Raw genomic sequence first — 25176 nt, 5'->3', positions numbered from 1 at the left:
AGAAGCGCTTGCGTGCGATAGTGCCGCCTGAGCGAGCGGCCGTGTTCATGATACGGCAGGGGACTTTGTTGGTGGTGCCACGGGTTACGGGCAAGCAAGCGGCGTCGGCCGGATCGCGCGGAGCGCGCGCATGAACCGCCGTGGCGACACGGCGGCGGCGCTGCGGATCTGCCTGGTGATCGAGGCCGGCGGCGGCGGGGCGAGCCGTCACGTCATGGATCTGGCCGGCGCCTTCCAGCAACGCGGCCACCACGTCCACCTCATCTATTCGCCGGTCCGCGCCGACGCGCGGCACCTGGCCGAGATCGCGGCGCTGCCGGTCGTCGCCGAACCGCTGGAGATGCACCGTTCGCTCGGCCTGCACGATGTCGCCTCGGCCCGCGCGCTGGGCGTCGCGGTGCGCCGCGCCGGTCCGTTCGACATCGTCCACGGCCACAGCTCCAAGGCGGGGGCGCTCGTCCGGCTCGCCGACATCGGCACGGCGAAGCGCGTCTACACCCCCCATGCGTTTCGCGGGCTCGATCCCGGTGCGTCGCTGGCGGCACGTGTGCTGTTCAACGGCGCGGAGATCGCGCTGGGCCTGCGCACCGATGCGCTGATCGCCGTGTCGGGCGAGGAACTGGATTTCGCGCGCCGGCTGCACATCGCCGACGGCCGCTGCCACCTGATCCGCAACGGCGTGATCCACACGCCCGACGTCACCCGCGAACAGGCGCGTGCGCGGCTCGGCCTGTCCGCCGACGATATCGTGATCGGCTTCGTCGGGCGGCTGTCCTATCAAAAGGCGCCCGAACGCTTCGTAGAGGCGATGCGCCGCGCCATGGAGCGCGTGCCGCGGCTGCGCCCGGTGATTCTGGGCGACGGCGAACACGCCGATGCGGTCGAACGCGATATCGCCGCCACCGGCATGGCCGACCGGTTCGTCTGGCACCGCCAGTCCCGCGCGCAGGAACTGCTCCCCGCCTTCGACGCGGTGATGATGACCAGCCGGTACGAAGGGCTGTCCTACGTCCTGCTCGAAAGCCTCGCCGCGCATGTCCCGATCGTCACCACCGATGTGGCGGGCGCTCAGGACGTGATCGGCGATACCGGCTGCGGCGCGATCGTCCCCAACGACGACACGGTGGTCGACCGGCTGGTCGACACCGCCATCCTGATCGGCACCGATGCGGACGCACGCGAGGCGATGGCCGCCGCCGCCGCCCGGCGCAGCAACGAGGTGAACGGAATGCGCATGATCGATGAAACCGAGCGGCTGTATCGCAGCCTGATCGGACCGCGCTGATGGATACCGTCTACATCAACGGTCGCTTCCTGACCCAGCCGGTCAGCGGGGTGCAGCGTTACGCGCAGGAAATCGTGACCGCGCTGGACGCGCTCGCCGGGGAAGGCGCGCTGCCCGCCCGCTATGTCCTGCTGACCCCGCCGGGCGCGCGCGCGCTCGACCTCGCGAATATCGAGACGCGCATCTGCGGCAAGCGCGCGGGCCATTTCTGGGATCAGGTCGATTTCGCCCGCGCCGCGCGCGGCGGCACCGCTCTGTGCCTGGCGATGACCGGCCCGGTCGCGCTCCGGCGGCAGGTGGTGGTGATCCATGACGCCGCGGTGCAGCGCCATCCCGAACATTTCAGCAAGCCCTACGTCATGGCGCATACGCTGCTCGACCGGCTGCTCGCGCGCCGGGCGGTGGTCGCCACCGTATCCGAATTCTCGCGCCGCGAACTGGCGGAGGTGCTGCCGGTCGCCGAACGCGACATCGTCGTCGCCACCAACGGGGCCGAACATCTGTCGATCGCCCCCGATGCCGGGGTGGTCGAACGGCTCGGGCTGACGAAGGGCGGCTATTTCCTCACCCTCGGCAATCTCACCCGCAACAAGAACCTTGCCGTCGCGCTCCGCGCCCTCGCCCGGTTGACGCCGGGCAGTGCGAAACTGGTGGCGGTCGGCCGGATGGACCGTTCGGTATTCGGGACCGCGGGGCTGCCGGAACCGGGCGCGGACGTGCTGCTGCCGGGCCGGCTCGACGATGCGGAGGTCGCCGGGCTGATGCAGGGCGCGCGCGCGCTGATCTTCCCCAGCATCTACGAAGGGTTCGGCATCCCTCCGCTGGAAGCGTTCGTCAACGACTGCCCCGTCCTCGCCAGCACCGCGCCCGCGGTGCGCGAGGTGTGCGGCCCGGCGGCGGATTATTTCGAGCCGCACGACGACGCCACGCTCGCGCGGCTGATGCAGATGCTGCTCGACGATGCCGACGGCGCGCTGCGCCGCGACCGGCTGGTAAAGGGTCACGAACGCGTCGCGCGCTACACGTGGCGCGGGTCCGCGCGCGTGCTCGCCGATGCCTGTGCGAAGGTTGCGGCGCGATGAAGGTCCTGATCGTCAACGTCCTCTATCCCCCGCACCGGATCGGCGGCGCGGAAAAATCGGTTTCGCTCCTCGCCGAGGCGCTGGTCCGCGCCGGTGACGAGGTGATCGTCGCCACGCTCGACGACATCGCCACCCCGGCGGTCGAACGGAAGAACGGCGTCACGGTCCATCGCCTGCCGATGGACAATGCCTATTGGCCCTATGATCCCGACGCTCCCGCGCAACCCAGGCTGAAGCGCCTGCAATGGCATGCGCGCAATCGCTGGAACCGTGCCGCCGCCCGCCGCATCGGCGCGCTGCTCGATACGGTCCGCCCCGATGTCGTTCATTGCAACGTCATCACCGGGTTCAGCCCGGCGATCTGGCGTGAGATCAAGCGGCGCGGCATCCCGCTGGTGCAGACGCTGCGCGATTACGGCGTGATGTGCACCCGCTCGGCGTTGTTCAAGAACGGCGCGAACTGCACCACCCGCTGTCTCGAATGCCGCGTGCTCACCGCACCGGGGCAGCGCGAATCGGCATCGGTCGACCAACTGGTCTCGAACAGCGATTACGTCATCCGTCGCCACCATGCGGAGGGGTATTTTCCCGGCGTGCCCGCGCGGCGGATCTTCAACATCGTGCCGCTCGACGAACAGCCGCGCGACACGCCTGCGCCCGGCGCGCCGTTCGTCTTCGGCTTCATCGGCCGGATCGAGGCCGAAAAGGGCATCGACGTCGTGCTGGAGGCGACCACCCGCATCACCCGTGCCGACTGGCGGCTGCGCATCGCGGGTGTCGGCGTCGCCGAATATGTCGCCGACCTCAAGGCGCGCTACCCCGATCCGCGCATCGAATGGATCGGCTTCGCGCAGGCCGGCGACTTCTACCGCGCGATCGATACCGTGCTGATCGCCTCGGTCTGGCCCGAACCGTTGCCGCGCACCCTGATCGAGGCCTTGTCCTACGGCCTGTCGGCGATCTGTGCGGAGGCGGGTGGCATTCCGGAGATCGCCGATCTGGCAGCACATTCGATCACGTATCAACCCACCGACGTCGACGCGCTCGCCGCGGCGATGGACACCGCGCTGGCCGATGCATCGGCGTGGCGAACCGGTGGCTTGCGCGATCCGGCGGCGCTGGGCTGGTTCGCGGAGGATCGCATCGTCACCGAAAATCGCGCGGCCTATGCCGATGCGATCGCCGCGGTGGCGGCGCGGTGACGTGGCGGCGTGATCTCTACGCGAACGCCGCGCGCCATGGGCTGAAGGGCGCGGCGATCGGCTGGTTCCTGAACCCCGGCTTCGCGGTGGTCACGCTCTACCGCATCATGCGCTGGGGGCATTTGCGGGGCGGCCCGTTCGGGCGGTTGCTCGAAAAGCTCGTGTGGCGGCGCATCGTCCGCAACTACGGCTGCTATTTCGATCCCACCGCGAAGATCGGCCCCGGACTGCGCCTGCCGCATCCTGTCGGAATCGTCGTCGGTGCGGACACCGTGATCGGCGCGGACGTCACCGTCTATCAACACGTCACCTTCGGCCGTCGCGCCGCCAACGAGGCGGTCTATCCGGTCGTCGGCGACGGCACGGTCATCTACGCCGGCGCGGTCGTCACCGGCGAGATCACCGTCGGCCATGACGCGACGATCGCGGCGGGCGCGCTGGTCCGCCACGACGTGCCCGCGCACGGCGTCGCGCTCCCCGCCGCCGGCGCGATCCATGCGGCGCGGACGATAGCCGCGGCTCCCTGATCGCCTTACTCGATCATACCGTCCACGATTTCGCATTTTTCCGATCACGCCTGCTCCGCTATCACCGTCGTCACAGGCCGTGGAACGGCGGTGCGCGCTCCGTGACCGGCGGCTGCCGCACATCGCCCCACAGGCGCGAGAGGAGCACGACCCATGGACGCCATCACCGAAGGTAGCCCGATCAACGATCCGAAGAAGCAGCCCGCCGCGATGCGCAAGCTGCTCGGCCACACCGCGCGCGACTGGTGGCCCGAATCGCTGTCGATCGACATCCTCCACCAACAGGGCAAGTCGGGTAGCCCGTTCGGCGACGACTTCGACTATGCGGCCGAGTTCCTGAAGCTCGATCTGGCGGCGGTGAAGGCCGATCTCACCGCGCTGATGACCGACAGCCAGCCGTGGTGGCCGGCCGATTACGGTCATTACGGCCCGTTCTTCATCCGCATGGCGTGGCATTCCGCGGGGACGTACCGCACCGGTGACGGTCGCGGCGGCTCGTCGGCCGGTCAGCAGCGATTCGCGCCGCTCAATTCGTGGCCGGACAACGGCAACCTCGACAAGGCGCGCCGCCTGTTGTGGCCGATCAAGCAGAAATACGGCCGCGCGCTCAGCTGGGCCGATCTGTTCATCCTGACCGGCAACGTCGCGATCGAATCGATGGGCGGCCCGACCTTCGGCTTCGGCGGCGGGCGCAAGGACGTGTTCGAGCCGGAACGCGACGTCTATTGGGGTACGGAGGAGGAATGGCTCGGCCAGACCCGTATCGACGAGGAGGCCGGGCTGGCACTCGAAAGCCCGCTCGCCGCGATCCAGCATGGCCTCATCTACGTCAATCCGGAGGGGCCGGGCGGCTGCCCCAACCCGATGGGGTCGGCGCGCGACATGCGTGAGACATTCGCGCGCATGGGCATGAACGACGAGGAGACCGCCGCGCTCACCGCCGGTGGCCACACGTTCGGCAAGTCGCATGGCGCGGGCGATCCCAAGCTGGTCGGCCGCGAGCCGGAGGGTGCCGACATCGCGGCGCAGGGCCTCGGCTGGGCCTCCACGCACGAAAGCGGCATGGGCGATCACACCATCACCTCCGGGATCGAAGGGGCGTGGACGCCGACGCCGACGACGTGGGACATGACCTATTTCGACATGCTGCTCGACCATGAATACGAATTGGTGAAGAGTCCGGCGGGCGCGCATCAATTCCAGCCGGTCGGCAACCCCGACGAGACGCTCGCCCCCGCCGCGCACACGCCGGGCAAGAAGGTGCCGACGATGATGACCTCGGCCGACATGGCGCTGAAGGTCGATCCGCGATACCGCGCGGTGATGGAGCGGTTCCGCGCCGACCCTGCCTATTTCGCCGACGCCTGGGCGCGCGCGTGGTTCAAGCTGACCCATCGCGACATGGGGCCGAAGCTGCGTTACCTCGGCAGCGAGGTGCCGCAGGAAGATCTGATCTGGCAGGATCCGATTCCGGCGGTCGATCATCCGCTGATCGACGATGCCGATGTGTCCGCGCTGAAGGCGACGCTGCTTGCCAGCGGGCTGTCGGTGCAGGATCTGGTGAAGACCGCCTGGGCCTCCGCCTCCACCTATCGCGGGTCGGACAAGCGCGGCGGGGCCAACGGCGCACGCATCCGCTTCGCGCCGCAACGCGACTGGGAGGTGAACGAGCCGGAGAACCTGACCCGCGTGCTCGGCGTGCTGGAACGGGTGAAGGCCGAGTTCGACGGTGCGGCGACCGGCGGCAAGCGCGTGTCGATCGCCGATCTGATCGTGCTCGGCGGTACCGCCGCGGTGGAAAAGGCGGCACGCGACGCCGGGCATGACGTCGCGGTCCCGTTCGTGCCGGGGCGTACCGACGCACTTGAGGAGCAGACCGACGCCGAAAGCTTCGACGTCCTCGAACCGAAGGCCGACGGCTTCCGCAACTATCTTCAGGTGCAGTTCAACGTGCCGACCGAGGAATTGCTGGTCGACCGTGCACAGTTGCTCGGCCTCACCGCGCCCGAGATGGCGGTGCTGGTCGGTGGTCTGCGCGTCCTCGGCGCCAATGCGCTCGGCACCGAACATGGCGTGTTCACCACTCGCGTGGGGCAGCTGACCAACGACTTCTTCGTCAACCTGCTCGACATGAACACCGCGTGGAAGCAGGTCAGCGACGAAAGCGATCAGGAATTCGTCGGCACCGATCGCACCACGCACGAACGCAAGTGGACCGCCTCGCGCACCGATCTCGTGTTTGGCTCCAACTCGCAACTGCGCGCGCTGTCGGAGGTCTATGCCTGCGACGACGGCCGGGACAAGTTCGTCGCGGACTTCATCACCGCCTGGACCAGGGTGATGAACGCGGACCGTTTTGATCTGGTCACGCACGGAGCGATCGGCTAGTAAGCCGTTGATGATTTAGGAGGGGACCGGGCAGCACCGCATGGTCGCCGCCCGGTCCCCTCTGCTGTTACCGGCCGAACAGCCCTTCGGGTCGCCCCGTGGCTGTAAAAGTCGGGGCCGCCGGTGTGCCCCCCACGCCGGCGGCCGAACCTTACGCGGCGCGATATGTGCCGCGAATTCGCGCGCGCGGTCGCTATAACCATCGCCACGGCGAACACAGCGAAGCGATCCGGTCCCGCCACGGAGGCCGCACGGATCGCCGCCCACGGCCGCCCACGCCAGGGCGAGCGTCGCTTGTCCCCGCCCCGCGACGGTCCACGGGCGACCGGCCGCGCCGTGCCGCCCGCCGCCGCGACCTTATTTCTTTCCGTCGTCCCGGCGCGAATTGGCGAACAGCACCGCCGCGGCCACCGCCGCCGATCCGATCCCGACGCCCAGCCAGGTCTTGCCCGGCTGCCAGCGCCCCTTGCGCTGCAACGCCGCCGCGCCGGAGGCACCCGCCTCTTCGTGCGCCTTGGCCGCCGCGGCGGTCGCGAGGATCTCGTTGGGTTCGTCGTCGCTCACGTCACTCTCCTTTTGGCGCGTCATAGCGCGCGCGAAAACCATTGGCGAACGCCGTCAGCCGCCCCTCGGCGATCGCGTCGCGCAGATCCGCCATCAACGCCTCGTAGAAGGCAATATTGTGTTCGGTCATCAACATCGCGCCCAGCATCTCGCCCGCCCGCACCAGATGGTGGATATAGGCGCGGCTCCACGTCGAACACACCGCACACCCGCATTCCGGGTCCAGCGGCCCCTGATCCTCGGCGAAGCGCGCGTTGCGGATGTTGATCGGGCCGCCGCGCGTGAACGCCTGCCCCGTTCGCCCCGAGCGCGTCGGCATCACGCAATCGAACATGTCGACGCCGCGTTCCACCGCGCCGACGATGTCGGTCGGCTTGCCGACCCCCATCAGATAGCGGGGCCGGTCGGCGGGCAATTGCCCCGGCGCGAAATCGAGGCATCCGAACATCGCCTCCTGCCCCTCGCCCACCGCAAGCCCGCCGATCGCATAGCCGTCGAACCCGATGTCGACCAACGCATCGGCCGACGCGCGCCGCAATCCTTCGTCCAGCGCGCCCTGCTGGATCCCGAAGATCGCGTTCGACGCCGCATGGTCGCCGCCGCCGTCGAAGGCGTCGCGACTGCGCCGCGCCCAGCGCATCGATCGTTCCATCGCAGCCGCCTGCACCTCGCGCGTCGAGGTGGTCGGCACCAGCTCGTCGAACGCCATCACGATGTTGCTGCCCAGCAACCGCTGGATCTCGATCGAGCGTTCGGGCGTGATCATGTGTCGCGTCCCGTCCAGATGCGACGCGAACGCCACCCCCTCCTCGGATCGTTTGGTCAGCGCCGACAGGCTCATCACCTGATAGCCGCCCGAATCGGTCAGGATCGGCTTGTCCCATCCCATGAAGCGATGCAGCCCGCCCAGCCGCGCCACCCGCTCCGCGCCGGGGCGCAACATCAGGTGATAGGTGTTGCCCAGGATGATGTCCGCGCCGGCGCGCTCGACGTCGGCGGGCTTCATCGCCTTTACGGTCGCGGCGGTGCCGACCGGCATGAACGCCGGCGTGCGGATCGTGCCGCGCTGCATCGCGATCGTGCCGGTGCGCGCCGCGCCATCGGTGGCGGCGATCGCGAAGCCGAATCGCGTCATCGCCGGTCCCCGCGCCGCGATGCGGCGGACGTCTTCTTCTTTTCCGGCCGCCGCCCCGCGGTCGGCCCCTGCGCGTCGACCGGCATCGTGCGATACGTCAGCAGCTCGGCCCGGCTCAGCGCGTGGCTGGCGTCGCGATCGTACCGCGCGAACAACCGCGAGAAATGATCCTGCAACTCCACCAGCGTCACCGCCTCGTCATTGTCGCGATCGACCTCGTACGGGCTTGGCAACGCCGCACGATCGCCCAGGAACCGCAGCGCCCAGTCGCCGAACGCGATATAGCGCATCCGTCCGGTCCTGCCCGTATCGATCGCGGCGAACGACGCCGCGACACATTCCTCCAGTTCGTATCGCTCGACCAGCGCATCGCCGTCCCGGTCGCACGCTGCGATCATCATCGCGGCCGGTTCGACCACCATCGTGGCCGGGGTCTGCGGCGTGGCGGGCAACGGCGCGCGGACGGTGATGTCGCCATCCTGCGGCCCGCCATTCGACAGGGCCGCGGAAAGCAGGAACAACGCAAACGGAATCATCCCCGCTCCGTGACATAAGCGTGCGTACATCGCCAGCGTCTTGGCCTGTCACGCGCCGTCGCGGCGCGGGGCACCAACGGGATACAAGGGCGTGCCGCACGCACCAGGTGGCGGTCCGCGACAGCGGCGGCTACGGGCCGCTCGAACATCCGCTGACCCGTGCCACCCACCACGTCATCGGCGCGGGCGTGGCTCCGGGGCGCGGGGCGGCTGGTTGCGCTGCGGGGGACCGCCGCCTCGATGCCGCCGGGCACCATCTCGGCGGCGCGCTGGTCCGCACCGGGGTCGGCACGCACCACCCGCACCACCGCATCGTCCTGCCGTCAGCGCGGCGTGGCTTAGGCGGCGCTACCGCTGCATCGAACACGTCGAAGCGCGCTGATCGTCGAGAGCGCCTGTCGCATCGTTGCTCAGCATCGAGCCGGACCTGCGATGCGTCTTCCGCTCCCTTGGTCGCGACGCGCTGGTGGTCGGCGGGCGCATCCAGGCCGGCCGTTGACCGTTCCCGTCAGCGCCCGTCGGCCGAGACGACCTGGCGCGGACGAAACGGCTCGCCGCTCATTCCTCCATCGCCGATTTGGTATCTTCCAGCGCCAGGTCGACCAGCGTGCGCATCGCGGCGGTGGCGGCCACCACGTCCTGTGCCACGATCGCATCGTGGACGCGGACATGGTCGGGGATCGGGTTGCGCGGCAACGCGCGCGCGCGCTGCTTGTACTGCGTGGTCCAGTGGATCGCCGCGCCGATGCTCGCGCTCAGCACCATCAGCGCGTCGTTGCGCGTCGCGCGCAGCACCGCATTGTGGAAATCCTTGTCTGCGGCGCGCCCCGCCTCGGTCGCCAGCGTGTGGCGACGCATGCCGCCCAGCGCATCCTTCATCGCCTTCAAATCGGCCTTGTCGCGGCGCTGCGCCGCCAGCCCCGCCGCCGCCGGCTCGACGATCGCGCGCAACTCGAACAGCGCGCGCACGAACTGCACGTCGGGCGCGCCCGCGAACGCCCAGGCCAGCACGTCCGGGTCCAGCAGGTTCCAGCGTTCCCGCGGCAACACGCGCGTGCCTGCCTTCGGGCGGCTCTCGACCAGCCCCTTGGCGGCCAGCACCTGCATCGCTTCGCGATACGCGCTGCGCGATACGTCCAGCGCTTCGGAAAAGGCGATCTCGCCCGACAGCGTGTCGCCCGGCGCATATTCGCCGGAAACGATCGCGGTGCCCAGTTTATGCGCGATCGCGCCGTGCAGCCGCCGCCCGGTGCCGCGCACCGATCCGCGCGCCCCATCGACGACGGCGCCATCGACGACCGCCGCGTCCGCGGCCACCCCCTCGGCGGGCACGCCGTCGTGGGCAGCCGCTTCATCAGCCTGTGCATCGCCGCCTTTTTGCGGCATGCCGCTCTCCCGATCCGCCATCACCCCCCCTTTGTGATCCGTTTCCGCAACGTGTGGCAACCCGCATCTCGGCACGAAACGAACGTTGCATTCGGCGATAGCGGAATCTAATGTCCGAGTAATGAGGAAAAAACAGCGTCGGGACAAAATCGTCCGGCGCCTCATTCGGGAGGATAGGATGAAGGCACGTTTGTTCGCTTATGCCGGCGCGCTTGCGCTGGGCACCGCGTCGCTGGGCGCTGCGACCGCTCAGGACGCTCCCGCCCCCGCCCCGGCGGCCTCCCCGAATACGGCCCCGAATACGGCGACGATCGCGCTGCGCGCCGACAGGGCCGGGCCGACCTACGACAAGCGCATCTTCACCCAGTTCGCGGAGCATCTCGGCAACGGCATCTACGGCGGATTGTGGGTCGGCAACGATCGCAAGATCCCGAATACGCGCGGTTTCCGCAATGACGTCGTCGGCGCGCTGCGCGATCTCGGCACCCCGGTCATCCGCTGGCCGGGCGGCTGCTTCGCCGACGAATATCACTGGCGCGAGGGAATCGGCCCGAAGAACAAGCGCCCGGTCAAGATCAACACCCACTGGGGTGGCGTGACCGAGCCGAACACCGTCGGCACGCACGAGTTCATGGACGTGACCGAGCAGATCGGCGCGGAGGTCTACATTTCCGGCAACGTCGGCAACGGCACGCCGCAGGAAATGGCCGAGTGGGTCGAATACATGACCTCGCCCGCGGGGTCGCTCGCCGATGAGCGCGCGAAGAACGGCCGCAAGCAACCGTGGAAGCTGCCGTATTTCGGCATCGGCAACGAATTGTGGGGCTGCGGCGGCAACATGAAGCCGGAATATGCCGCCGACGTCACGCGCCGTTACGCCACCTTCATCAAGGCACCGGCCGGCACGAAGATCGAGAAGATCGCCTCGGGCGCGAACGTCGACGATTATAACTGGACCGAGGTGATGATGCGCGAGGCGAGCGACAAGCTCGATGGCCTCTCGCTCCATTATTACACCGTCCCCGGCGGCTGGGCGCCCAGGGCGTCGGCGATCGACTTCGACGAGACGGGCTGGGCCGAAACGCTCGCCGGGACGTGGAAGATGGAGGAGCTGGTCACCAAGCACAGCGCCATCATGGACAAGTACGATCCGGGCAAGCGCGTGTACCTGGCGGTCGACGAATGGGGCACGTGGTACGGTCAGGATCCGGGCACGCATCCGGGTTTCCTGCGTCAACAGAACAGCTTGCGTGACGCGCTGGTCGCCGCGATCAACCTCAACATCTTCGCCAAGCATGCCGATCGCGTCCGCATGACCGCCATCGCGCAGATGGTGAACGTGCTGCAGGCGATGATCCTGACCGATGGCAACAAGATGGTGCTGACGCCGACCTATCACGTCTTCAAGATGTACAAGCCGTTCATGGACGGCACGGTCCTGCCGATCGACATCCAGTCGCCGTGGTACAACAAGGATCAGTGGGTGATGCCGGCGGTCAGCGCCTCGGCGGTCCGCGACAAGGCCGGGGTGGCGCACGTCGCGCTCGCCAATGCCGATCCGAACCGCGACATCACGGTGACGACGACGATCACCGGGCTGACCGCGTCGCGCGTTTCGGGGCAGGTCCTGACCGGGCCGAAGGTCAATTCGCTCAACACCTTCGATGCGCCCAACGCCGTCGTGCCGGTCGCCTTCAACGGCGCACAGCTGAACGGCGGTCAGTTGACCGTGACGCTGCCGGCCAAGTCGGTCGTCATGCTGGACCTGAACTGATGAGCAGCGCGATGCATCTGTCGCGCCGCCTGTTCGTGGCCGGGGGCGCGGCGCTTGCCGCCGCCCCCGCGCTGGCGCGGCGCAGCGGGGCGGCGGCGACGATCGTCAACCCGCTGGTGCGCCAGCGCGCCGACGCGCAGGTGTTCCGCCACACCGACGGCTGGTATTACCTGACCGGTTCGGTGCCCGAATACGACCGGCTCGTGCTGCGCCGCGCGCGCACGATCGCCGGCCTGACCACCGCCCCCGAAAAGGTGCTGTGGCGGCACGAGAAGACCGGCGCGTTGTCGGGGTTCCTCTGGGCGCCCGAACTGCATCTGATCGACGGCAAGTGGATCATGTATTTCGCCGCCGGGCCGAGCGGCGGCGGTGAGGACGTGTTCCGCATCCGAACCCATGCGGTGGTCTGCGACGGGCCCGATCCGATGACCGGCACCTGGACGGTGCTGGGCCAGCTCCGGACGCCGTGGGACAGCTTCAATCTCGATTCGACCGTCTTCGTCCATCGTGGCACCCGCTACATGGCATGGGCGCAGCGTGAGGAGGGTTTCGACACCAACTCCAACCTCTATCTCGCGCCGCTGACGACACCGCTGACCTTCGCAGCGAAGCCGGCGCGGCTGACCGTACCGACGCTGCCGTGGGAGATTCGCGGGTTCAAGGTCGCCGAGGCACCGGCGCTGCTGGCACGCAATGGGCGGCTGTTCATGACCTATTCGGCCAGCGCCACCGATGCGCGCTACTGCCTGGGCATGCTCACCGCGCGTGACGACGCGGACATCATGGACCCGGCGGTGTGGGCGAAGTCGCCGGAACCGGTGATGAAGACGTCGCGCGAACGCAAGATCTTCGGCCCCGGTCACAACAGCTTCACCGTCGACGAACGCGGGCGCGACATGCTGGTCTATCACGCGCGCGATTACGAGAAGATCGTCGGCGATCCGCTGTTCGATCCCAATCGCCATACCCGCGTGCAGCCGATCCGCTACGACGCTGCGGGCGTGCCGCAATTCGATCCGCCGCTCGCCAACGGGCCGCTGCCCCGCGCCTGACCTGAACTGCCGCTTTCGTAGCTGGTTACGCGACCCGGAGCATGACGCTTCGGGTCGCTTTTTTGTGACCGCGCAATGGAGCTTGGTGTACGACTAACGTCGCGCTTCCCAACGCCGCTTCATCACCAAAACGTTCGCTATATTTTTCCTATTGCACGCACGGACAAATTATATATGTCCGAGTAATAAGCAAAAAAGTGCAATCAAGGGGAGGGTGACATGGCACACCGCGCTACATTCCTGTTTTCCGTTTCCGCCGCATCGCTGCTGATCGCGAACGCCGCCCAGGCGCAGACCGACGGCCTGGCACCCGGCACCGCTGCCCAGCAGTCACAGCCCGTTACCGACGGAACGCCGTCCGACGGCGCCGAGGACATCGTCATCACCGGCGTGCGCGCCTCGATCGTCGGGGCGCTGAACGTGAAGCGCAACGCCACCCAGATCGTCGACTCGATCGTCGCCGAGGACGTCGGCAAATTGCCTGACAACAACGTGGTGGAGGCGCTTCAGCGCGTCACCGGCGTCCAGGTCACCGATCGCGGCAATGCAGAGGCGGGCGCATTGTCGATCCGCGGCCTCACCGATCCGCTGACGACGATGAACGGCCGCATCATCTTCACGACCACCGGCCAGTCGTTCGCATTGCAGGACATTCCCGCCAATCTGGTCAAACGCGTCGACGTCTACAAGACGCGGGCCGCCGACCAGATCGAAACCGGGCTGGCCGGTCAGATCGACGTCTTCACCCGCCGCCCGTTCGATTTCGACGGTTTCGCGATTTCCGGCGTCGCGCGCGGCATCTACAACGAGCAGGCCGACACCTTCAATCCGAACGTGTCCGGCCTCATCAGCAATCGCTGGGAAACCGGCCTCGGGGACGTCGGCGTACTGGTCAACGGCAGCTGGTCGCGCACCAAGTTCCGCACCATGTCGGTGGCCGCTGGCGCGCAGGTGCCGTTCGCGACCGAGAACCCCGCCGCGGGCACCGGGCTGTCGCCGCTTCAGCGCATCTTTCCGCTCGCCTCCAGCTCCAGCGGTTTCGCCGCGCCCGCGCCGGGGCTCGGCGCATGGCTGCCCGGCACGCGTGAGGGGCTGGCCGATACGCCCGGTTCGACCATGCTCGTCAACGGCATCGCCACGCCATATTACCTTTCGCGCGACGCGGTGTTCAGCAGCGACCTGCTGGGTGAACGCGAGCGTCCGTCGGTCAACGCCGCGCTGCAATGGTCGCCCAATTCGTCCTCGACCTACACCGCCGAGTTCTTCTGGAGCGGCTTTCGCCAGACGACCAACAACAGCCTGATGTTCTCGTTCGTCGATTTCTGGGGCAAGCTCGGCCCCAATCCCGCCTCGACGATCACGCTCTATCCCGACAGCAACATCATCAAATCGCGTCAGGTCGGCGACGTCTTCGGCTTCAACAGCGGCGATGCGACGCGCGCGCGCACCGACAGCTTCGTCTATGCGCTGAACGGCAAGTGGGACGTCGGCAATGGCAAGATCGTCGCCGATGCCGCGTATCAGACCAGCAAGAACCGCACCGAGTTCATCGCGATGCGCGTCAACCGTGTCGCCAGCCGGATCGATGTCGATTTCAACGCCGGCGACGGCATCCCGTCGTACAATTTCTCCGACAACAGCCAGTTGCTCGATCCCGCGCGCTGGACCGCCGCGGAATTCTACGACAACGACAATCGCGACAAGGGCTCGGCGTTCACCGCCACCCTCGATGCCGACCAGTCGTGGGATTACGGCTTCTTCCGCAAGATCAAGGCCGGGCTGCGCTACGACGCACGCAACGCCGCCAGCGACGTGCGTTCGCAGGCCGCCGACGCGAACGGCGGGCTCGGCGCCAATTTCGCGACGCTGCCACAGGGGCTGCAATACACCAACAAGGGGTTCTTCGACGGCCAGGCCGATGTGCCGACCTCGTGGGTCAACACCAACGGCTATTACCTGCTGGACAATACCGACGAGATCCGTGGCCTGTACCAGACGAAGTTCCCGAACATCCTGACCTCGGACCGGCTGGCGCTGACGCGTGTGTTCGACATCAATGAAAAGACGATGTCGGCCTATATCCAGGGTGACGCGCAGCTGACGATCTTCGGCCGTCCGCTCAACATCCAGGCCGGTGTCCGCTACGTCGACGTCGACACCAATTTCACCTTCACCGACCGGTATGCCGCCGGTGCGCGGCTGCGCGGATCGCAGGCGACCAGCCGCCTGCTGCCGTCGGCGACGGTCCGCTACGACCTGACCGAGACGCTGCGTGCACGCTTCAACTTCGGCAAGACGTTGCGGCGTCCGCAATTCGGGGATTTGAACCCCAATTTCAACCTGACCGGCGATCTCACCAACGTCGGCTACGGCACCGGCAGCAGCGGCAACATCGCGCTGCGCCCGACCGAGGCGACCAGTTACGACCTTGGCCTGGAATGGTATTTCGACCGCGACAGCGCGCTGTACGCCACGCTGTTCCGGCGCGAGATCGATGGGCTGGTGATCGGCGCCCGCTCGCGCGTTACCGTGCTCAACACCGGCCTGAACACGAACAGCTTTGTCGTGAACCGGCCGGAAAACGCCTCGGCCGGCGTGCTGAAGGGCGCGGAGATCGGGCTGGTCTACTTCCCGCATTACCTGCCGTCGTTCCTCGACGGGCTGGGCGTGCAGGGCAGCGCGACCTTCCTCGATTCGTCGCAGAACGTGCCGGAATTCAACGAGGCGGGTGCCGTCACCGGTCAGCTTCGCTCCGCCTTCGCGGGCGTGTCGGATTTCTCGTACAACGCGACGCTCGCCTATGATCGTGGCCCGGTCGGCGCGCGCCTGTCCTATGTCTGGCGCAAGGAGTTCTTCCAGCGCAACGAAGCGGCGCTGTTCGCCAACCCGATCGGCGTGTGGCGTCGCCCGGACAAGAGCCTCGACCTGCAACTCACCGCGAAGCTGACCGAGGATCTCGGCCTCACCTTCGATGCGACCAACCTGACCAAGGCCAAGCAGCAGGAATATTACCGCTTCGACGATGCCGGCAACCAGACCCAATATAATCTGGGCACGTTGCTGATCCCGCGCACCTTCGCGATCGGCGTCCGCTACACCTTCGACTGATGCACGACGGGGCGGCCGGCGACGGCCGCCCCATAAAAGGGACGGGAGAGGATGATGAACAAGCGTTTCGGCGCCACGATGGCGCTTGCCTTACTGGCCGGTTGCGGCGGTACCAGCAGCAGCGGCGTCGCTCCGGTGGTCGTCGCGCCGACCCCTACTCCCACGCCGACGCCCAGCCCGACACTCACGCCCACGCCGACTCCTGCCGACACCGGCTCGATCGCGCTGACCGGCAACACCAGCCCGGTCCACGATCCCGCGATCCTTCTGGATAACGGCACCTATCATCTGTTCACCACCGGCAACGCCGGCGATGCGGAGGGCTTTCTGGGCCTGCGCACGTCGACCGACCTGACCGACTGGACGCTGCGCGGCGGTTCCTACGCCGCCTTGCCCGCCTGGGCGGCGGCTGCGGTCCCCGGTGCGACGGGCATGTGGGCACCCGATATCGTCAAGGTCGGCAACGAATACCGCCTGTATTACTCGCTTTCGACCTTCGGAACCAATCGCTCGGCGATCGGGCTCGCCACCGCCACCCGCATCGATCCCGCCGCCCCTGCCGCCAATTGGGTCGACCGGGGACCGGTGGTGCAATCGTCGACCAGCGACAATTACAACGCGATCGATCCGGCGGTCTTCACCGATGCCGACGGCCGGCAATGGATGGCGTTCGGCAGTTTCTGGAGCGGCATCAAACTGATCGAGCTGGACCCTGCCACCGGGCTGCGGCGCAGCGGCGACACGCTCCGGGCGATCGCCACCCGCCCGTCACCCGGCGCGATCGAGGCGCCGTTCGTCATCCGCCACGGCGGCTTCTATTACCTGTTCGTCTCGTTCGACAGCTGCTGTCGGGGCGCGGCCAGCACCTACAACACCGTCGTCGGACGCGCCGCTGCGCCGACCGGCCCGTATGTAGACCGCGATGGCAAGGCGATGCTCGACGGCGGCGGGACGCCGGTGCTCGCGTCGGGGCAAGGGACCACCAGCCGCTATGTCGGGCGCGGGCATGTCGCGATCCTGCAACAGCCCGGCGGCGACCATATCGTCTATCATGCCTATGACACGCAGCGGAACGGCGCGCCGACGTTGCAGATCCAGCCGCTCGTCTGGGATGCCGGCGGCTGGCCCGCGGCACGGTGAAACATGACCGCGCGCTGCCCGCACCGGGCACCGCGCGGTCCGGGGATCAGAAGCTCGCCTCGCCGTAGACGCGCGACACGTCCCCGCCCCACACGCCGTGATACCGGTCGAGCAACTGCTCGGCGGGAACCTTGCCCGCACGCACGATCTCGCGCAGCGGTTCCAGGAAGCCCGTTTCGTCCTCGCCCGCACCGCTCAACCGCGCGCGCGCCTTCAATCCGCCATGCGCGATGTCCAGCACCGTGCCCGCGATGTCGCGCAACTGCCCGCCGCCCGCGATCGGCGCGGACAGCCCCAGCTTCGGCACCGCATCGCGCAGCGCCTGCCGCTCTTCCAGCGTCCAGTGCTTCACGACGTCCCATGCCGCATCCAGCGCGACCGGATCGTAGAGCAACCCGACCCAGAACGCCGGCAGCGCGCAGATCCGGTTCCACGGCCCGCCGTCCGCGCCGCGCATTTCCAGGAAGGTCTTCAGCCGCACCTCGGGGAAGGCGGTCGACAGATGGTCGTCCCAATCGACGATCGTCGGTTTCTCGCCTGGCAGCACCGACAATTCGCCGCGCAGGAAATCGCGGAAGCTCAGCCCGGCGGCATCGATATAGCGTCCTTCGCGATAGGCGAAGTACATCGGCACATCGAGCATGTAGTCGGCGTAGCGTTCGTACCCGAAGCCGTCCTCGAACACGAACGGCAGCATCCCGGTACGCGCCGGGTCGGTATCCGACCAGATGTGGCTGCGATAGCTGAGGAAGCCGCTCGGCTTGCCTTCGGTGAACGGTGAATTGGCGAACAGCGCGGTCGCCAGCGGCTGCAGCGCCAGCCCGACGCGAAACTTCTTCACCATATCGGCTTCGCTGGCATAATCCAGGTTCACCTGGATCGTGCAGGTGCGCAGCATCATGTCCAGCCCCATCGTGCCGACGCGCGGCATGTGGCGCAGCATGATCGCATAGCGGCCCTTGGGCATGATCGGCAGCTCGGCGCGCGTCTTGTCGGGCCACATGCCCAGCCCGAGGAACCCGATGCCCAGCTTCTCGCCCGCTTCCTTCACCTGCGCCAGATGGCGACCGGTCTCGGCGCACGTCTGATGCAGATTCTCCAGCGGCGCGCCCGACAGCTCGAACTGCCCGGCCGGCTCCAGGCTGACCGAACCGTCGGCACCGGTCAGCGCGATGATCTTGCCGCCCTCCTCGACCGGGCGCCAGCCATGCGGCTCCAGCGCGTGGAGCAGGTCGCGGATGCCGCCCGGCTCGTCCCACGCCGGCGCATGATGATCGCTGGTCGCATAGACGAACTTCTCGTGCTCGGTGCCGATCCGCCAGCGCTCGGCCGGCTTCTCGCCCCCGGCGAACCGGTCGATCAATTGGTGGCGCGATTCGATGACCGCTGCGTGGCTGTCCGTAACGGTCTTGGTCGTCATGGGCCGCGCATTACGCCGCGACGAACGGCCGCGCTAGGGTGGATCGGCTTGCGGTGGATAAAGCGCGCATTGCACCCGAGTATCGGCGTCCGATCGCGCGCGGCCTACCAGTCCCCGGCCACGGTCATCCACACCGCAACCGCCGCCGCCGCCGCGGTATCCGCGCGCAGGATACGCGGCCCCAGCCCGATGCCGACCGCGTCGGGATGCGCCCGGATCGCCGCGCGTTCGTCGTCGTCGAACCCGCCTTCCGGCCCGATCAGGATCGCCGCCGGCCCACGCCGTGCGCGCATCGCCTCCGCTGCCGGCGCGCCCCCGGTTTCGTCGGCGAAGAACAGCGCGCGGCCCCCGGGCCAGTCGCGCAGCAGCGCCGGCAACTTCACCATTTCCGCAACCTCGGGCACCGCCGTCCGCCCGCATTGCTCCGCCGCCTCGATCATATGGGCGCGCAGCCGGTCGGTGTTCGGCTTGTCCACCACGGTGCGGCGCGTGACGACCGGCACCAGCCGCGCGACGCCCAGTTCGCACGCCTTTTCCGCCATCCAGTCGACCCGCCCCTTCTTCAGCGGCGCGGCGACCAGCCACAGGTCCGGCACCGCCTCCCGCTCGCGCAGGCGTTCGGTCACGTCCAGCGTCAGGTCGCGCTTGCCCACCACGCCGGCGGTCGCCAGCCATTCGCCGCTTGCATCGTCGAACAGCTTCACCGGATCGCCCGGCTTCGTGCGCATCACTGCGACCAGATAATGTGCCTGCGCTCCCGACAGCGTCAACGGCCCGGCGGCCAGCGGCGTCTCGACGAACAGCCGCGGCGTCGAGCGCGGCGGCCAGGCGGGCACCGCCCCCATCATTTCTTCCTTCCCCATCCGATCAATACCCGCGCCAGCAGGAACAGCAGCGCACCGGCCAGCGCGATGCCCAGCACCGCGCCCGTCACCACCCCGGCGACGCGCAGGATGGCATAGAACAGCGCCTCGAAAAACCGGCCGATCGCGACCGACAGGTGGATCACTTCGCGGCGATGCGCGTCCAGCGCTGCTCCTTGCAGCCGAACCCCGCGAACAGGCACCCCTCGGCCACCAGCGTGCCGCGTCCCTCCAGCCGCAGCGATCCGTCGACCTCGCTCCCGATATCGGGAACGAACACGCTGCCCGTCCACGTCCCGTCCTCGTCGCGCTCGAAGCCGCGGAACAACGGCGTGCCGACCAGCCGGTCGGTCCCCGCCGCGGCGGCATCCGCCTTCGCCTTCGCGTTTGCCGACACCACCGTCCCGCACATCCCCGGCTCGCCACGGCACGGTGCGACGCGGATGCGCACGCTGTCGGCGGCGTTGCGCCAGGTGCCGGCCAGCGGATCGCTGGCAGCGGCGGCGAGCAGGGCGAGGATCGCGATCATCTTCGTCATCTAGGGACCGTAAAGGGCCAAGATAAGGCACTGACGATCGTGGCCGCAGGCGCTATCCGGGTCGACGTGACCGACATCGTTCCCGACAGCCAGCATCGCGGGCTGCTCTCGCTCCTGCCCCCGCGCCCGCGGATGTTCGCCTCGCTCGCACGGTTCGACCGTCCGATCGGCTGGTGGCTGCTGTTCTGGCCGGGCGCATGGGGCGTCGCGCTGGCCGGCGGCGCGGTCGAACGCTGGGTACTGATCATATGGCTGCTGCTGGGCAGCATCGCGATGCGCGGCGCAGGGTGCGTCTACAACGACATCGTCGATCGCGACCTCGACGCCAGCGTCGCGCGCACCCGCGACCGCCCGCTCGCCAGCGGCGCGGTATCGACGAAATCGGCATGGATATGGCTGCTGGCATTGTGCCTTGTCGGACTATTGGTGCTGCTCCAGCTTCACCTTTCGGCTGCGATCGTCTCGCTCGCCGCGATCGCGCCGGTCGCCGCCTATCCCTTCATGAAGCGCATCACCTGGTGGCCGCAGGCGTGGCTGGGGCTGGTCTTTTCCTGGGCGGCGCTGGTCGGCTGGACGGAGACATGGGGCACGCTGACGCTGCCCGGCCTGCTGCTCTATGCCGGCACGATCTTCTGGGTGGTCGGCTATGACACGATCTACGCCTTGCAGGACCGGGAGGACGATGCGCTGGTCGGCATCCGCTCCTCCGCGCTGGCGCTCGGCCGCCACGTTCGCGCCGGGGTGACGATCTGCTACGCGCTGGCGCTGGCGCTGTGGGCGGCGGCGTTCTGGCAGATGCGCACCGATCCGCTGGTGCTCGCCGCGCTCGTGCCGATCGCCGCCCATCTCGGCTGGCAGGTCGCGACGCTGCGGGATGGCGACGGCACGGGCGCGCTGGATCGCTTCCGCAGCAACCGGACGGCCGGGCTGCTGATGTTCCTGGCGTGCGTCGCGGTCGGCACGCGCATCTAATCCGCGGCGCGGCGCGTTGAAGCGTGGATATGGCCACCACCTCCTTCCGCCTATAAAGTCGCTACGATGTTGACCCCCGATCAGGCGCAGGAACGCGCGCACGACCTCGTCCGCCGCGCCGCCACCGCCGGTGCCGACACCGCAGATGCGGTGTTTTCCGCCCACGGATCGACCGAGGTGTCGGTGCGCCTCGGCAAGCTGGAGGACGTTGGTCGCTCGGAAGGCGAGGACCTCGGACTGCGCGTCTTCGTCGGGCAACGCTCGGCCAGCGTCTCGACCTCCGACCTGTCGACCGCCGCGCTCGATGCGCTGGTCGAGCGTGCGGTGGCGATGGCGCGCGAGGCACCGGAGGATCGCTGGGCCGGGCTTGCCCCGCGGGAGCGGCTGTTGCACGGCGCGCCGCCGCTGCTCGACCTTGCCGACGCGCACCCCTGCACGCCCGAGGATCTGCGCGCCGCCGCGCTTGCCGCCGAGGATGCCGCGCGCAGCGTGGAGGGCGTCAGCAACAGCGAGGGCGCGGGCGCGGGCGCGTCGACCAGCGTCTGGGCGCTCGCCACCAGTCACGGCTTTGCGGGCAGCTATGCCACGACCGGCTTCAGCGTGTCGGCCAGCGTGATTGCCGGAGAAGGCGGCGCGATGCAGCGCGATTACGCCTTCCATTCCGCCCGGCACCGCGCGCATCTGGACGCCCCGGAGGCGATCGGCCGCCTGGCGGGGGAGCGGGCGGTGGCGCGGCTCGGCGCGGGCAACCTGGGCAGCGGCACGATGCCCGTCGTGTTCGACCCGCGCGTCGGCGCCAGCCTGGTCGGCCATCTGAGCGGCGCGATCTCGGGCACGGCGATCACCCGCCGCACCAGCTTCCTGCTCGACGCGCTGGGCACCGCCGTCTTCGCGCCCGGCGTCACGATCCGCGACGATCCGCATCGCCCGCACGGCCTGCGTTCGCGCCCCTTCGATGGCGAGGGGTTGCCGGTGTCGCCGGTCGCGATCGTCGAGGCGGGCATGCTGGAAACGTGGCTGCTCGACAGCGCGTCGGCGCGGCAGCTCGGGCTGGAACCGACCGGCCATGCCGCGCGCGGTATCGCGGGCGCACCGGGCGTCTCGACCAGCAACCTGTATATGGAGGCGGGCAAGGTGCCGGTCGCGACGCTGATCGCCGATATCGCGGAGGGGGTGTACGTCACCGAACTGATCGGTCAGGGCGTCAATCCGGTGACCGGCGATTACAGCCGCGGCGCGGCGGGCTTCGCGATCCGCGACGGCCAGATCGCCGGGCCGGTCGCCGGGTTCACGATCGCGGGCAACCTGCTCGGCATGTACCTTGCGCTGACCCCCGCCAACGATCTGGTCTTTCGTCAGGGCGTCAACGTCCCCACGCTGCGGATCGACGGCATGACGATCGCCGGTGGCTAATCTCGCGGCTCTCTCGGACGCGGTCGCCGCGATCGCGCGCGAGGCGGCGCAGATGGCGATGTCGCGGTGGCGCACGGATTTCGCGCGCTGGGAAAAGGAACCGGGCAGCCCGGTGTGCGAGGTCGATCTGGATGTCGACCACATGCTCCACGCGCGACTGTGCGCGCTGCTTCCCGACGCGGGCTGGCTTTCGGAAGAAACCGCCGACAATCCCGATCGCCTGTCGCGGCGGCGGGTGTGGGTGGTCGATCCGATCGACGGCACGCGCGACTATATCCGCGGCCGTGCCGGCTGGTGCGTGTCGGTGGCCTTGATCGAGGATGGTCGGCCGGTGATCGGCGTGCTCGATGCGCCGGCCCGTGACGAGGTGTGGCGCGCGACCGCCGATGGCGACGCGACGTGCAACGGCGCGGTGGTGACGGTGGGCGGACGCGACGTGCTGCCGGGCGCACGCGTGCCCGTCGACGCTTTGCCCAAGGCCGATCGGGATCTGACTGCGGTCGAAAAGCCCAATTCAATCGCGTTGCGGGTCGCGATGGTCGCGGCCGACCGTGCCGATCTGGTCGCCACGCTGCGCTGGGGCAACGAATGGGACATTGCCGCCGCCGTGCTGGTCGCCAGCGCCGCGGGCGCATCGGTCAGCGATGCGCTGGGCGCGCCGCTTGCGTTCAACAAGGCCGATCCGCGCGCTTACGGCGTGCTCGTCAGCACCCCAGGTATCCACGATGCGGCGGTCGCCCGGCTGTCGGGCCGCGTGCGCGCCGCGCTCGGCTGAGCCATCACAGCAACAACCGTATCCCGACGATCAGCAGCACCAGCGCCAGCGCGGGCTTCACCACCCGTTCGGGAAGGCGATCGGTCAGCTTCGCGCCCACGATCACCCCCGGCACCGATCCCAGCAACAGGCTGCCCAGCAACGGCAAGTCGATGTTGCCGATCACCGCATGACCGATCCCGCCGATCAGCGCGACCGGCACCGCGTGCAGGATGTCGGTGCCCACCAGCCGCTTGGCGTTCAGCCGAAACGGGTAGAGCATCAGCAGCAACGTCGCGCCCAGCGCACCCGCGCCCACCGACGTCAGCGTGATGAGCGTCCCCAGCAACGCCCCGGCCGCCACGGTCAGCGCCGGTTGCCAACGCAGGAATGCGGTCGCGCGCGGGCCTTCCGCCCGGGCGAAGCGCCGTGCCAGCATCGTGCGGAACGGCGTCAGCAATGCGGAGATCACCAGCGTGGCGCCCAGCACGCGCACGATCAACCCGCCGCTCTCGGCCTTCTGGTCATGGTCCCACAGCCACCATAGCGTGATCGCCACCGCGGGCAGGCTGCCCCAGCACAGCCGCCGCACGATCGCCCAATCGGCATTGTTCTGGCGGTGGTGCATCGTACCGCCGACCATCTTGGTGATCGCCGCGAACCACAGGTCGGTGCCGACGGCGGTGGCGGGCGCGACGCCGAACATCAGGATCAGCAGCGGCGACATCAGCGATCCGCCGCCCACCCCGGTCAGCCCGACGATCGCGCCGACCAGAAACCCCGCCAGCGTACTCAGCGCGTCCACAATTGCCTGCCCCTCTTCATAGATCCGTCCTGCGTCGACGGATGCCGGCCCGGCAAGCGCAGAAAAGCTTGGGGTCGCGAAGGCGCGGTCGTGGTCACCTTGCGGTCTCGCGCACCAGGATCGCGGCGATCCGCTCCGCCGCATGACCGTCGCCATAGCAATGCCGCGCCACCGCCATCGCTGCATAAGCTGCCGGATCGTCGAGTAGCTTCGACGCCTCCGCCACGATCCGTGCCGTCGCGGTTCCGACCAGTCGCGCGCCGCCCGCCGCCACCGCTTCGGGGCGCTCGGTAACGTCGCGCAGCACCAGCACCGGCACGCCGAGCGCCGGCGCTTCCTCCTGCACCCCGCCGGAATCGGTCAGGACCAGCGTGCTCGCCGCCATCAGCCGCACGAACGCAGGATAGTCGAGCGCCGGCACCAGCGCGATAGCGCCGCATGCACCTGCCTTGTCCGACAAGATCGCCGCTACGGCCGGGTTGGGATGCAGCGGCACGACGATCCCCAGGTCGCCGCGACCAGCCAGTCTGAGTAATGCGTCGGCGATCTGGCCCAGCGCCGCTCCCTGATTCTCTCGCCGGTGCGCGGTGACGGTGACGATCCGCTTGCCCCCGAAGCGCGCCAGGACCGCATCGGCCCCCGCCGCCATTGCGGGATCGCCGGCGATCCGCGCCTGCATCATTCGCAGTGCGTCGGCGACGGTATTGCCGGTCATATGAACGGTTTCCGCACGCACGTTCTCGCCACGCAACGCCGCCGCCGCTGCGGTCGTCGGTGCGAAATGCAGGTCCGCGATCACCCCCGTCACGCGACGGCTGCCCTCCTCCGGCCAAGGTGCCGACAGGTCGCCGCTGCGCAGGCCCGCCTCGACATGCGCGACCGGCACACGCCGCAAGTGCGCGGCCAGCGTCGCCGCCAGCGTGGTAAGTGTGTCGCCATGCACCACCACCCGGTCGGGGCGCTCGCGGTCGATCGCCGTGCCGATCGCGACCAGCATCGCCGCCAGCGATTGATCGAGCGCCTGGCCGTCGCGCATCAGGTTCAGGTCCACATCCGGAACGATCCCGAACGCCGCGAGTGCAGAATCAAGGAGTTCGCGGTGCTGCCCCGTCACCAGCACCCGCGTCGTGACCTCCGGATACGTGCGCAAGGCGGCGACGACGGGGGCCATCTTCACCGCCTCGGGACGGGTGCCGAAGATCACGAGCAAGCGGGGGTGTGGCACGGGCCGG

At 68.6% G+C, this 25176-nt stretch carries 21 protein-coding genes and 1 pseudogene; 12 read left to right on the top strand and 10 right to left on the bottom strand.

Annotated features, from left to right (window positions below):
- Window positions 1–130: 130 nt before the first annotated feature.
- The 5 genes from ASE95_RS11600 to katG all read left to right on the top strand — a co-directional run bounded on the left by ASE95_RS11600 (window position 131) and on the right by katG (window position 6484).
- Window positions 131–1285, top strand: coding sequence for a glycosyltransferase (locus ASE95_RS11600; RefSeq protein ID WP_056636367.1), 1155 nt, complete (start codon window positions 131–133; stop codon window positions 1283–1285).
- Window positions 1285–2367 (top strand): glycosyltransferase family 4 protein, encoded by a 1083-nt coding sequence (locus ASE95_RS11595; protein WP_056636365.1) that lies wholly within the window; start codon window positions 1285–1287, stop codon window positions 2365–2367. Before ASE95_RS11600 ends, ASE95_RS11595 begins: the two co-directional genes overlap by 1 nt.
- The gene (locus ASE95_RS11590; protein ID WP_056636362.1) at window positions 2364–3569 is read left to right on the top strand and encodes a glycosyltransferase family 4 protein; all 1206 of its coding nucleotides are present in this window, start codon (window positions 2364–2366) and stop codon (window positions 3567–3569) included. The genes ASE95_RS11595 and ASE95_RS11590 overlap by 4 nt, the downstream gene beginning before the upstream one ends.
- A complete protein-coding gene (locus ASE95_RS11585) occupies window positions 3566–4096 on the top strand; it encodes a serine O-acetyltransferase (protein WP_056636360.1) in 531 nt (176 codons plus the stop codon). Before ASE95_RS11590 ends, ASE95_RS11585 begins: the two co-directional genes overlap by 4 nt.
- A 153-nt stretch (window positions 4097–4249) precedes the next feature.
- Complete coding sequence (katG, locus tag ASE95_RS11580; protein ID WP_056636359.1) at window positions 4250–6484, top strand: catalase/peroxidase HPI; 2235 nt, start codon at window positions 4250–4252, stop codon at window positions 6482–6484.
- A 357-nt stretch (window positions 6485–6841) separates the two neighbouring features.
- Here katG and ASE95_RS11575 read toward each other — a convergent pair whose 3' ends face one another.
- The 4 genes from ASE95_RS11575 to ASE95_RS11560 all read right to left on the bottom strand — a co-directional run bounded on the left by ASE95_RS11575 (window position 6842) and on the right by ASE95_RS11560 (window position 10126).
- Window positions 6842–7048: a hypothetical protein gene (locus tag ASE95_RS11575; protein WP_235528294.1), complete on the bottom strand. Its 207-nt coding sequence runs from the start codon at window positions 7046–7048 to the stop codon at window positions 6842–6844.
- A gap of 1 nt (window position 7049) precedes the next feature.
- Window positions 7050–8183, bottom strand: a complete 1134-nt coding sequence (tgt, locus tag ASE95_RS11570; protein WP_056636355.1) for a tRNA guanosine(34) transglycosylase Tgt — start codon at window positions 8181–8183, stop codon at window positions 7050–7052.
- Window positions 8180–8719, bottom strand: coding sequence for an EF-hand domain-containing protein (locus tag ASE95_RS11565; protein WP_156348014.1), 540 nt, complete (start codon window positions 8717–8719; stop codon window positions 8180–8182). Before ASE95_RS11565 ends, tgt begins: the two co-directional genes overlap by 4 nt.
- 558 nt (window positions 8720–9277) lie before the next feature.
- On the bottom strand, window positions 9278–10126 hold the full coding sequence (locus tag ASE95_RS11560; protein ID WP_235528293.1) for a FadR/GntR family transcriptional regulator: 849 nt from the start codon (window positions 10124–10126) through the stop codon (window positions 9278–9280).
- A gap of 157 nt (window positions 10127–10283) precedes the next feature.
- Between ASE95_RS11560 and ASE95_RS11555 the strand changes: the two genes are divergently transcribed.
- The 4 genes and pseudogenes from ASE95_RS11555 to ASE95_RS11540 all read left to right on the top strand — a co-directional run bounded on the left by ASE95_RS11555 (window position 10284) and on the right by ASE95_RS11540 (window position 17179).
- Window positions 10284–11879: an alpha-N-arabinofuranosidase gene (locus ASE95_RS11555; protein WP_082450100.1), complete on the top strand. Its 1596-nt coding sequence runs from the start codon at window positions 10284–10286 to the stop codon at window positions 11877–11879.
- 11 nt (window positions 11880–11890) lie between these two features.
- Window positions 11891–12922 (top strand): annotated as a pseudogene (locus ASE95_RS11550) (glycoside hydrolase family 43 protein); the annotation flags it as partial.
- A gap of 228 nt (window positions 12923–13150) precedes the next feature.
- Window positions 13151–16039: a TonB-dependent receptor gene (locus ASE95_RS11545; protein ID WP_056636352.1), complete on the top strand. Its 2889-nt coding sequence runs from the start codon at window positions 13151–13153 to the stop codon at window positions 16037–16039.
- Window positions 16040–16093: 54 nt separating this feature from the next.
- Window positions 16094–17179, top strand: coding sequence for an arabinan endo-1,5-alpha-L-arabinosidase (locus tag ASE95_RS11540; RefSeq protein ID WP_235528292.1), 1086 nt, complete (start codon window positions 16094–16096; stop codon window positions 17177–17179).
- Between the two features lie 46 nt (window positions 17180–17225).
- Here the strand turns inward: ASE95_RS11540 and ASE95_RS11535 are convergent, their stop codons facing one another.
- From ASE95_RS11535 to ASE95_RS11520, 4 genes are all read right to left on the bottom strand, one after another.
- Window positions 17226–18599 (bottom strand): glutamate--cysteine ligase, encoded by a 1374-nt coding sequence (locus tag ASE95_RS11535; RefSeq protein ID WP_056636350.1) that lies wholly within the window; start codon window positions 18597–18599, stop codon window positions 17226–17228.
- A gap of 104 nt (window positions 18600–18703) precedes the next feature.
- Window positions 18704–19444: a 16S rRNA (uracil(1498)-N(3))-methyltransferase gene (locus ASE95_RS11530; RefSeq protein ID WP_056636347.1), complete on the bottom strand. Its 741-nt coding sequence runs from the start codon at window positions 19442–19444 to the stop codon at window positions 18704–18706.
- Window positions 19444–19608, bottom strand: coding sequence for a hypothetical protein (locus tag ASE95_RS18035; RefSeq protein WP_200918811.1), 165 nt, complete (start codon window positions 19606–19608; stop codon window positions 19444–19446). Before ASE95_RS18035 ends, ASE95_RS11530 begins: the two co-directional genes overlap by 1 nt.
- Complete coding sequence (locus tag ASE95_RS11520) at window positions 19605–20000, bottom strand: DUF2147 domain-containing protein (RefSeq protein ID WP_056636344.1); 396 nt, start codon at window positions 19998–20000, stop codon at window positions 19605–19607. Before ASE95_RS11520 ends, ASE95_RS18035 begins: the two co-directional genes overlap by 4 nt.
- A 39-nt stretch (window positions 20001–20039) precedes the next feature.
- On the opposite strand from ASE95_RS11520, the gene ubiA reads away from it, so the two are divergent.
- The 3 genes from ubiA to ASE95_RS11505 all read left to right on the top strand — a co-directional run bounded on the left by ubiA (window position 20040) and on the right by ASE95_RS11505 (window position 23160).
- Window positions 20040–20972, top strand: coding sequence for a 4-hydroxybenzoate octaprenyltransferase (gene ubiA / locus ASE95_RS11515; protein ID WP_235528291.1), 933 nt, complete (start codon window positions 20040–20042; stop codon window positions 20970–20972).
- 66 nt (window positions 20973–21038) lie between these two features.
- Entirely contained in the window at window positions 21039–22385 is a 1347-nt protein-coding gene (locus ASE95_RS11510; RefSeq protein WP_056636338.1) for a TldD/PmbA family protein, read from the top strand.
- Entirely contained in the window at window positions 22378–23160 is a 783-nt protein-coding gene (locus ASE95_RS11505; RefSeq protein ID WP_082450099.1) for a 3'(2'),5'-bisphosphate nucleotidase CysQ, read from the top strand. The genes ASE95_RS11510 and ASE95_RS11505 overlap by 8 nt, the downstream gene beginning before the upstream one ends.
- Window positions 23161–23164: 4 nt before the next feature.
- On the opposite strand, the gene ASE95_RS11500 is transcribed toward ASE95_RS11505, so the two are convergent.
- Window positions 23165–23944 carry a sulfite exporter TauE/SafE family protein gene (locus ASE95_RS11500; RefSeq protein ID WP_056636336.1) on the bottom strand — a complete coding sequence of 260 codons (780 nt, stop codon included), beginning with the start codon at window positions 23942–23944 and terminating at the stop codon, window positions 23165–23167.
- A 94-nt stretch (window positions 23945–24038) separates the two neighbouring features.
- Window positions 24039–25169 (bottom strand): non-hydrolyzing UDP-N-acetylglucosamine 2-epimerase, encoded by a 1131-nt coding sequence (wecB, locus tag ASE95_RS11495; RefSeq protein ID WP_156348013.1) that lies wholly within the window; start codon window positions 25167–25169, stop codon window positions 24039–24041.
- Window positions 25170–25176: the final 7 nt, after the last annotated feature.

Origin of the sequence: Sphingomonas sp. Leaf231, assembly GCF_001421995.1 — a bacterium.
Lineage (GTDB): Bacteria > Pseudomonadota > Alphaproteobacteria > Sphingomonadales > Sphingomonadaceae > Sphingomonas.
Note: the sequence above shows the minus strand (reverse complement) of the source record. Positions and strands in the feature narration are given on the sequence as shown.

Excerpts from the sequence above, each read along its gene's own strand:
- katG (WP_056636359.1), top strand. The coding sequence starts at position 4,250 with ATGGACGCCATCACCGAAGGTAGCCCGATCAACGATCCGAAGAAGCAG.
- ASE95_RS11590 (WP_056636362.1), top strand. The coding sequence starts at position 2,364 with ATGAAGGTCCTGATCGTCAACGTCCTCTATCCCCCGCACCGGATCGGC.
- tgt (WP_056636355.1), bottom strand. The coding sequence starts at position 8,183 with ATGACGCGATTCGGCTTCGCGATCGCCGCCACCGATGGCGCGGCGCGC.
- ASE95_RS11545 (WP_056636352.1), top strand. The coding sequence starts at position 13,151 with ATGGCACACCGCGCTACATTCCTGTTTTCCGTTTCCGCCGCATCGCTG.
- ASE95_RS11555 (WP_082450100.1), top strand. The coding sequence starts at position 10,284 with ATGAAGGCACGTTTGTTCGCTTATGCCGGCGCGCTTGCGCTGGGCACC.
- ASE95_RS11540 (WP_235528292.1), top strand. The coding sequence starts at position 16,094 with ATGAACAAGCGTTTCGGCGCCACGATGGCGCTTGCCTTACTGGCCGGT.
- ASE95_RS11560 (WP_235528293.1), bottom strand. The coding sequence starts at position 10,126 with ATGGCGGATCGGGAGAGCGGCATGCCGCAAAAAGGCGGCGATGCACAG.
- ASE95_RS11520 (WP_056636344.1), bottom strand. The coding sequence starts at position 20,000 with ATGACGAAGATGATCGCGATCCTCGCCCTGCTCGCCGCCGCTGCCAGC.
- ASE95_RS11530 (WP_056636347.1), bottom strand. The coding sequence starts at position 19,444 with ATGGGGGCGGTGCCCGCCTGGCCGCCGCGCTCGACGCCGCGGCTGTTC.
- ASE95_RS11535 (WP_056636350.1), bottom strand. The coding sequence starts at position 18,599 with ATGACGACCAAGACCGTTACGGACAGCCACGCAGCGGTCATCGAATCG.
- ASE95_RS11595 (WP_056636365.1), top strand. The coding sequence starts at position 1,285 with ATGGATACCGTCTACATCAACGGTCGCTTCCTGACCCAGCCGGTCAGC.
- ASE95_RS11565 (WP_156348014.1), bottom strand. The coding sequence starts at position 8,719 with ATGATTCCGTTTGCGTTGTTCCTGCTTTCCGCGGCCCTGTCGAATGGC.
- ASE95_RS11510 (WP_056636338.1), top strand. The coding sequence starts at position 21,039 with ATGTTGACCCCCGATCAGGCGCAGGAACGCGCGCACGACCTCGTCCGC.
- ASE95_RS11600 (WP_056636367.1), top strand. The coding sequence starts at position 131 with ATGAACCGCCGTGGCGACACGGCGGCGGCGCTGCGGATCTGCCTGGTG.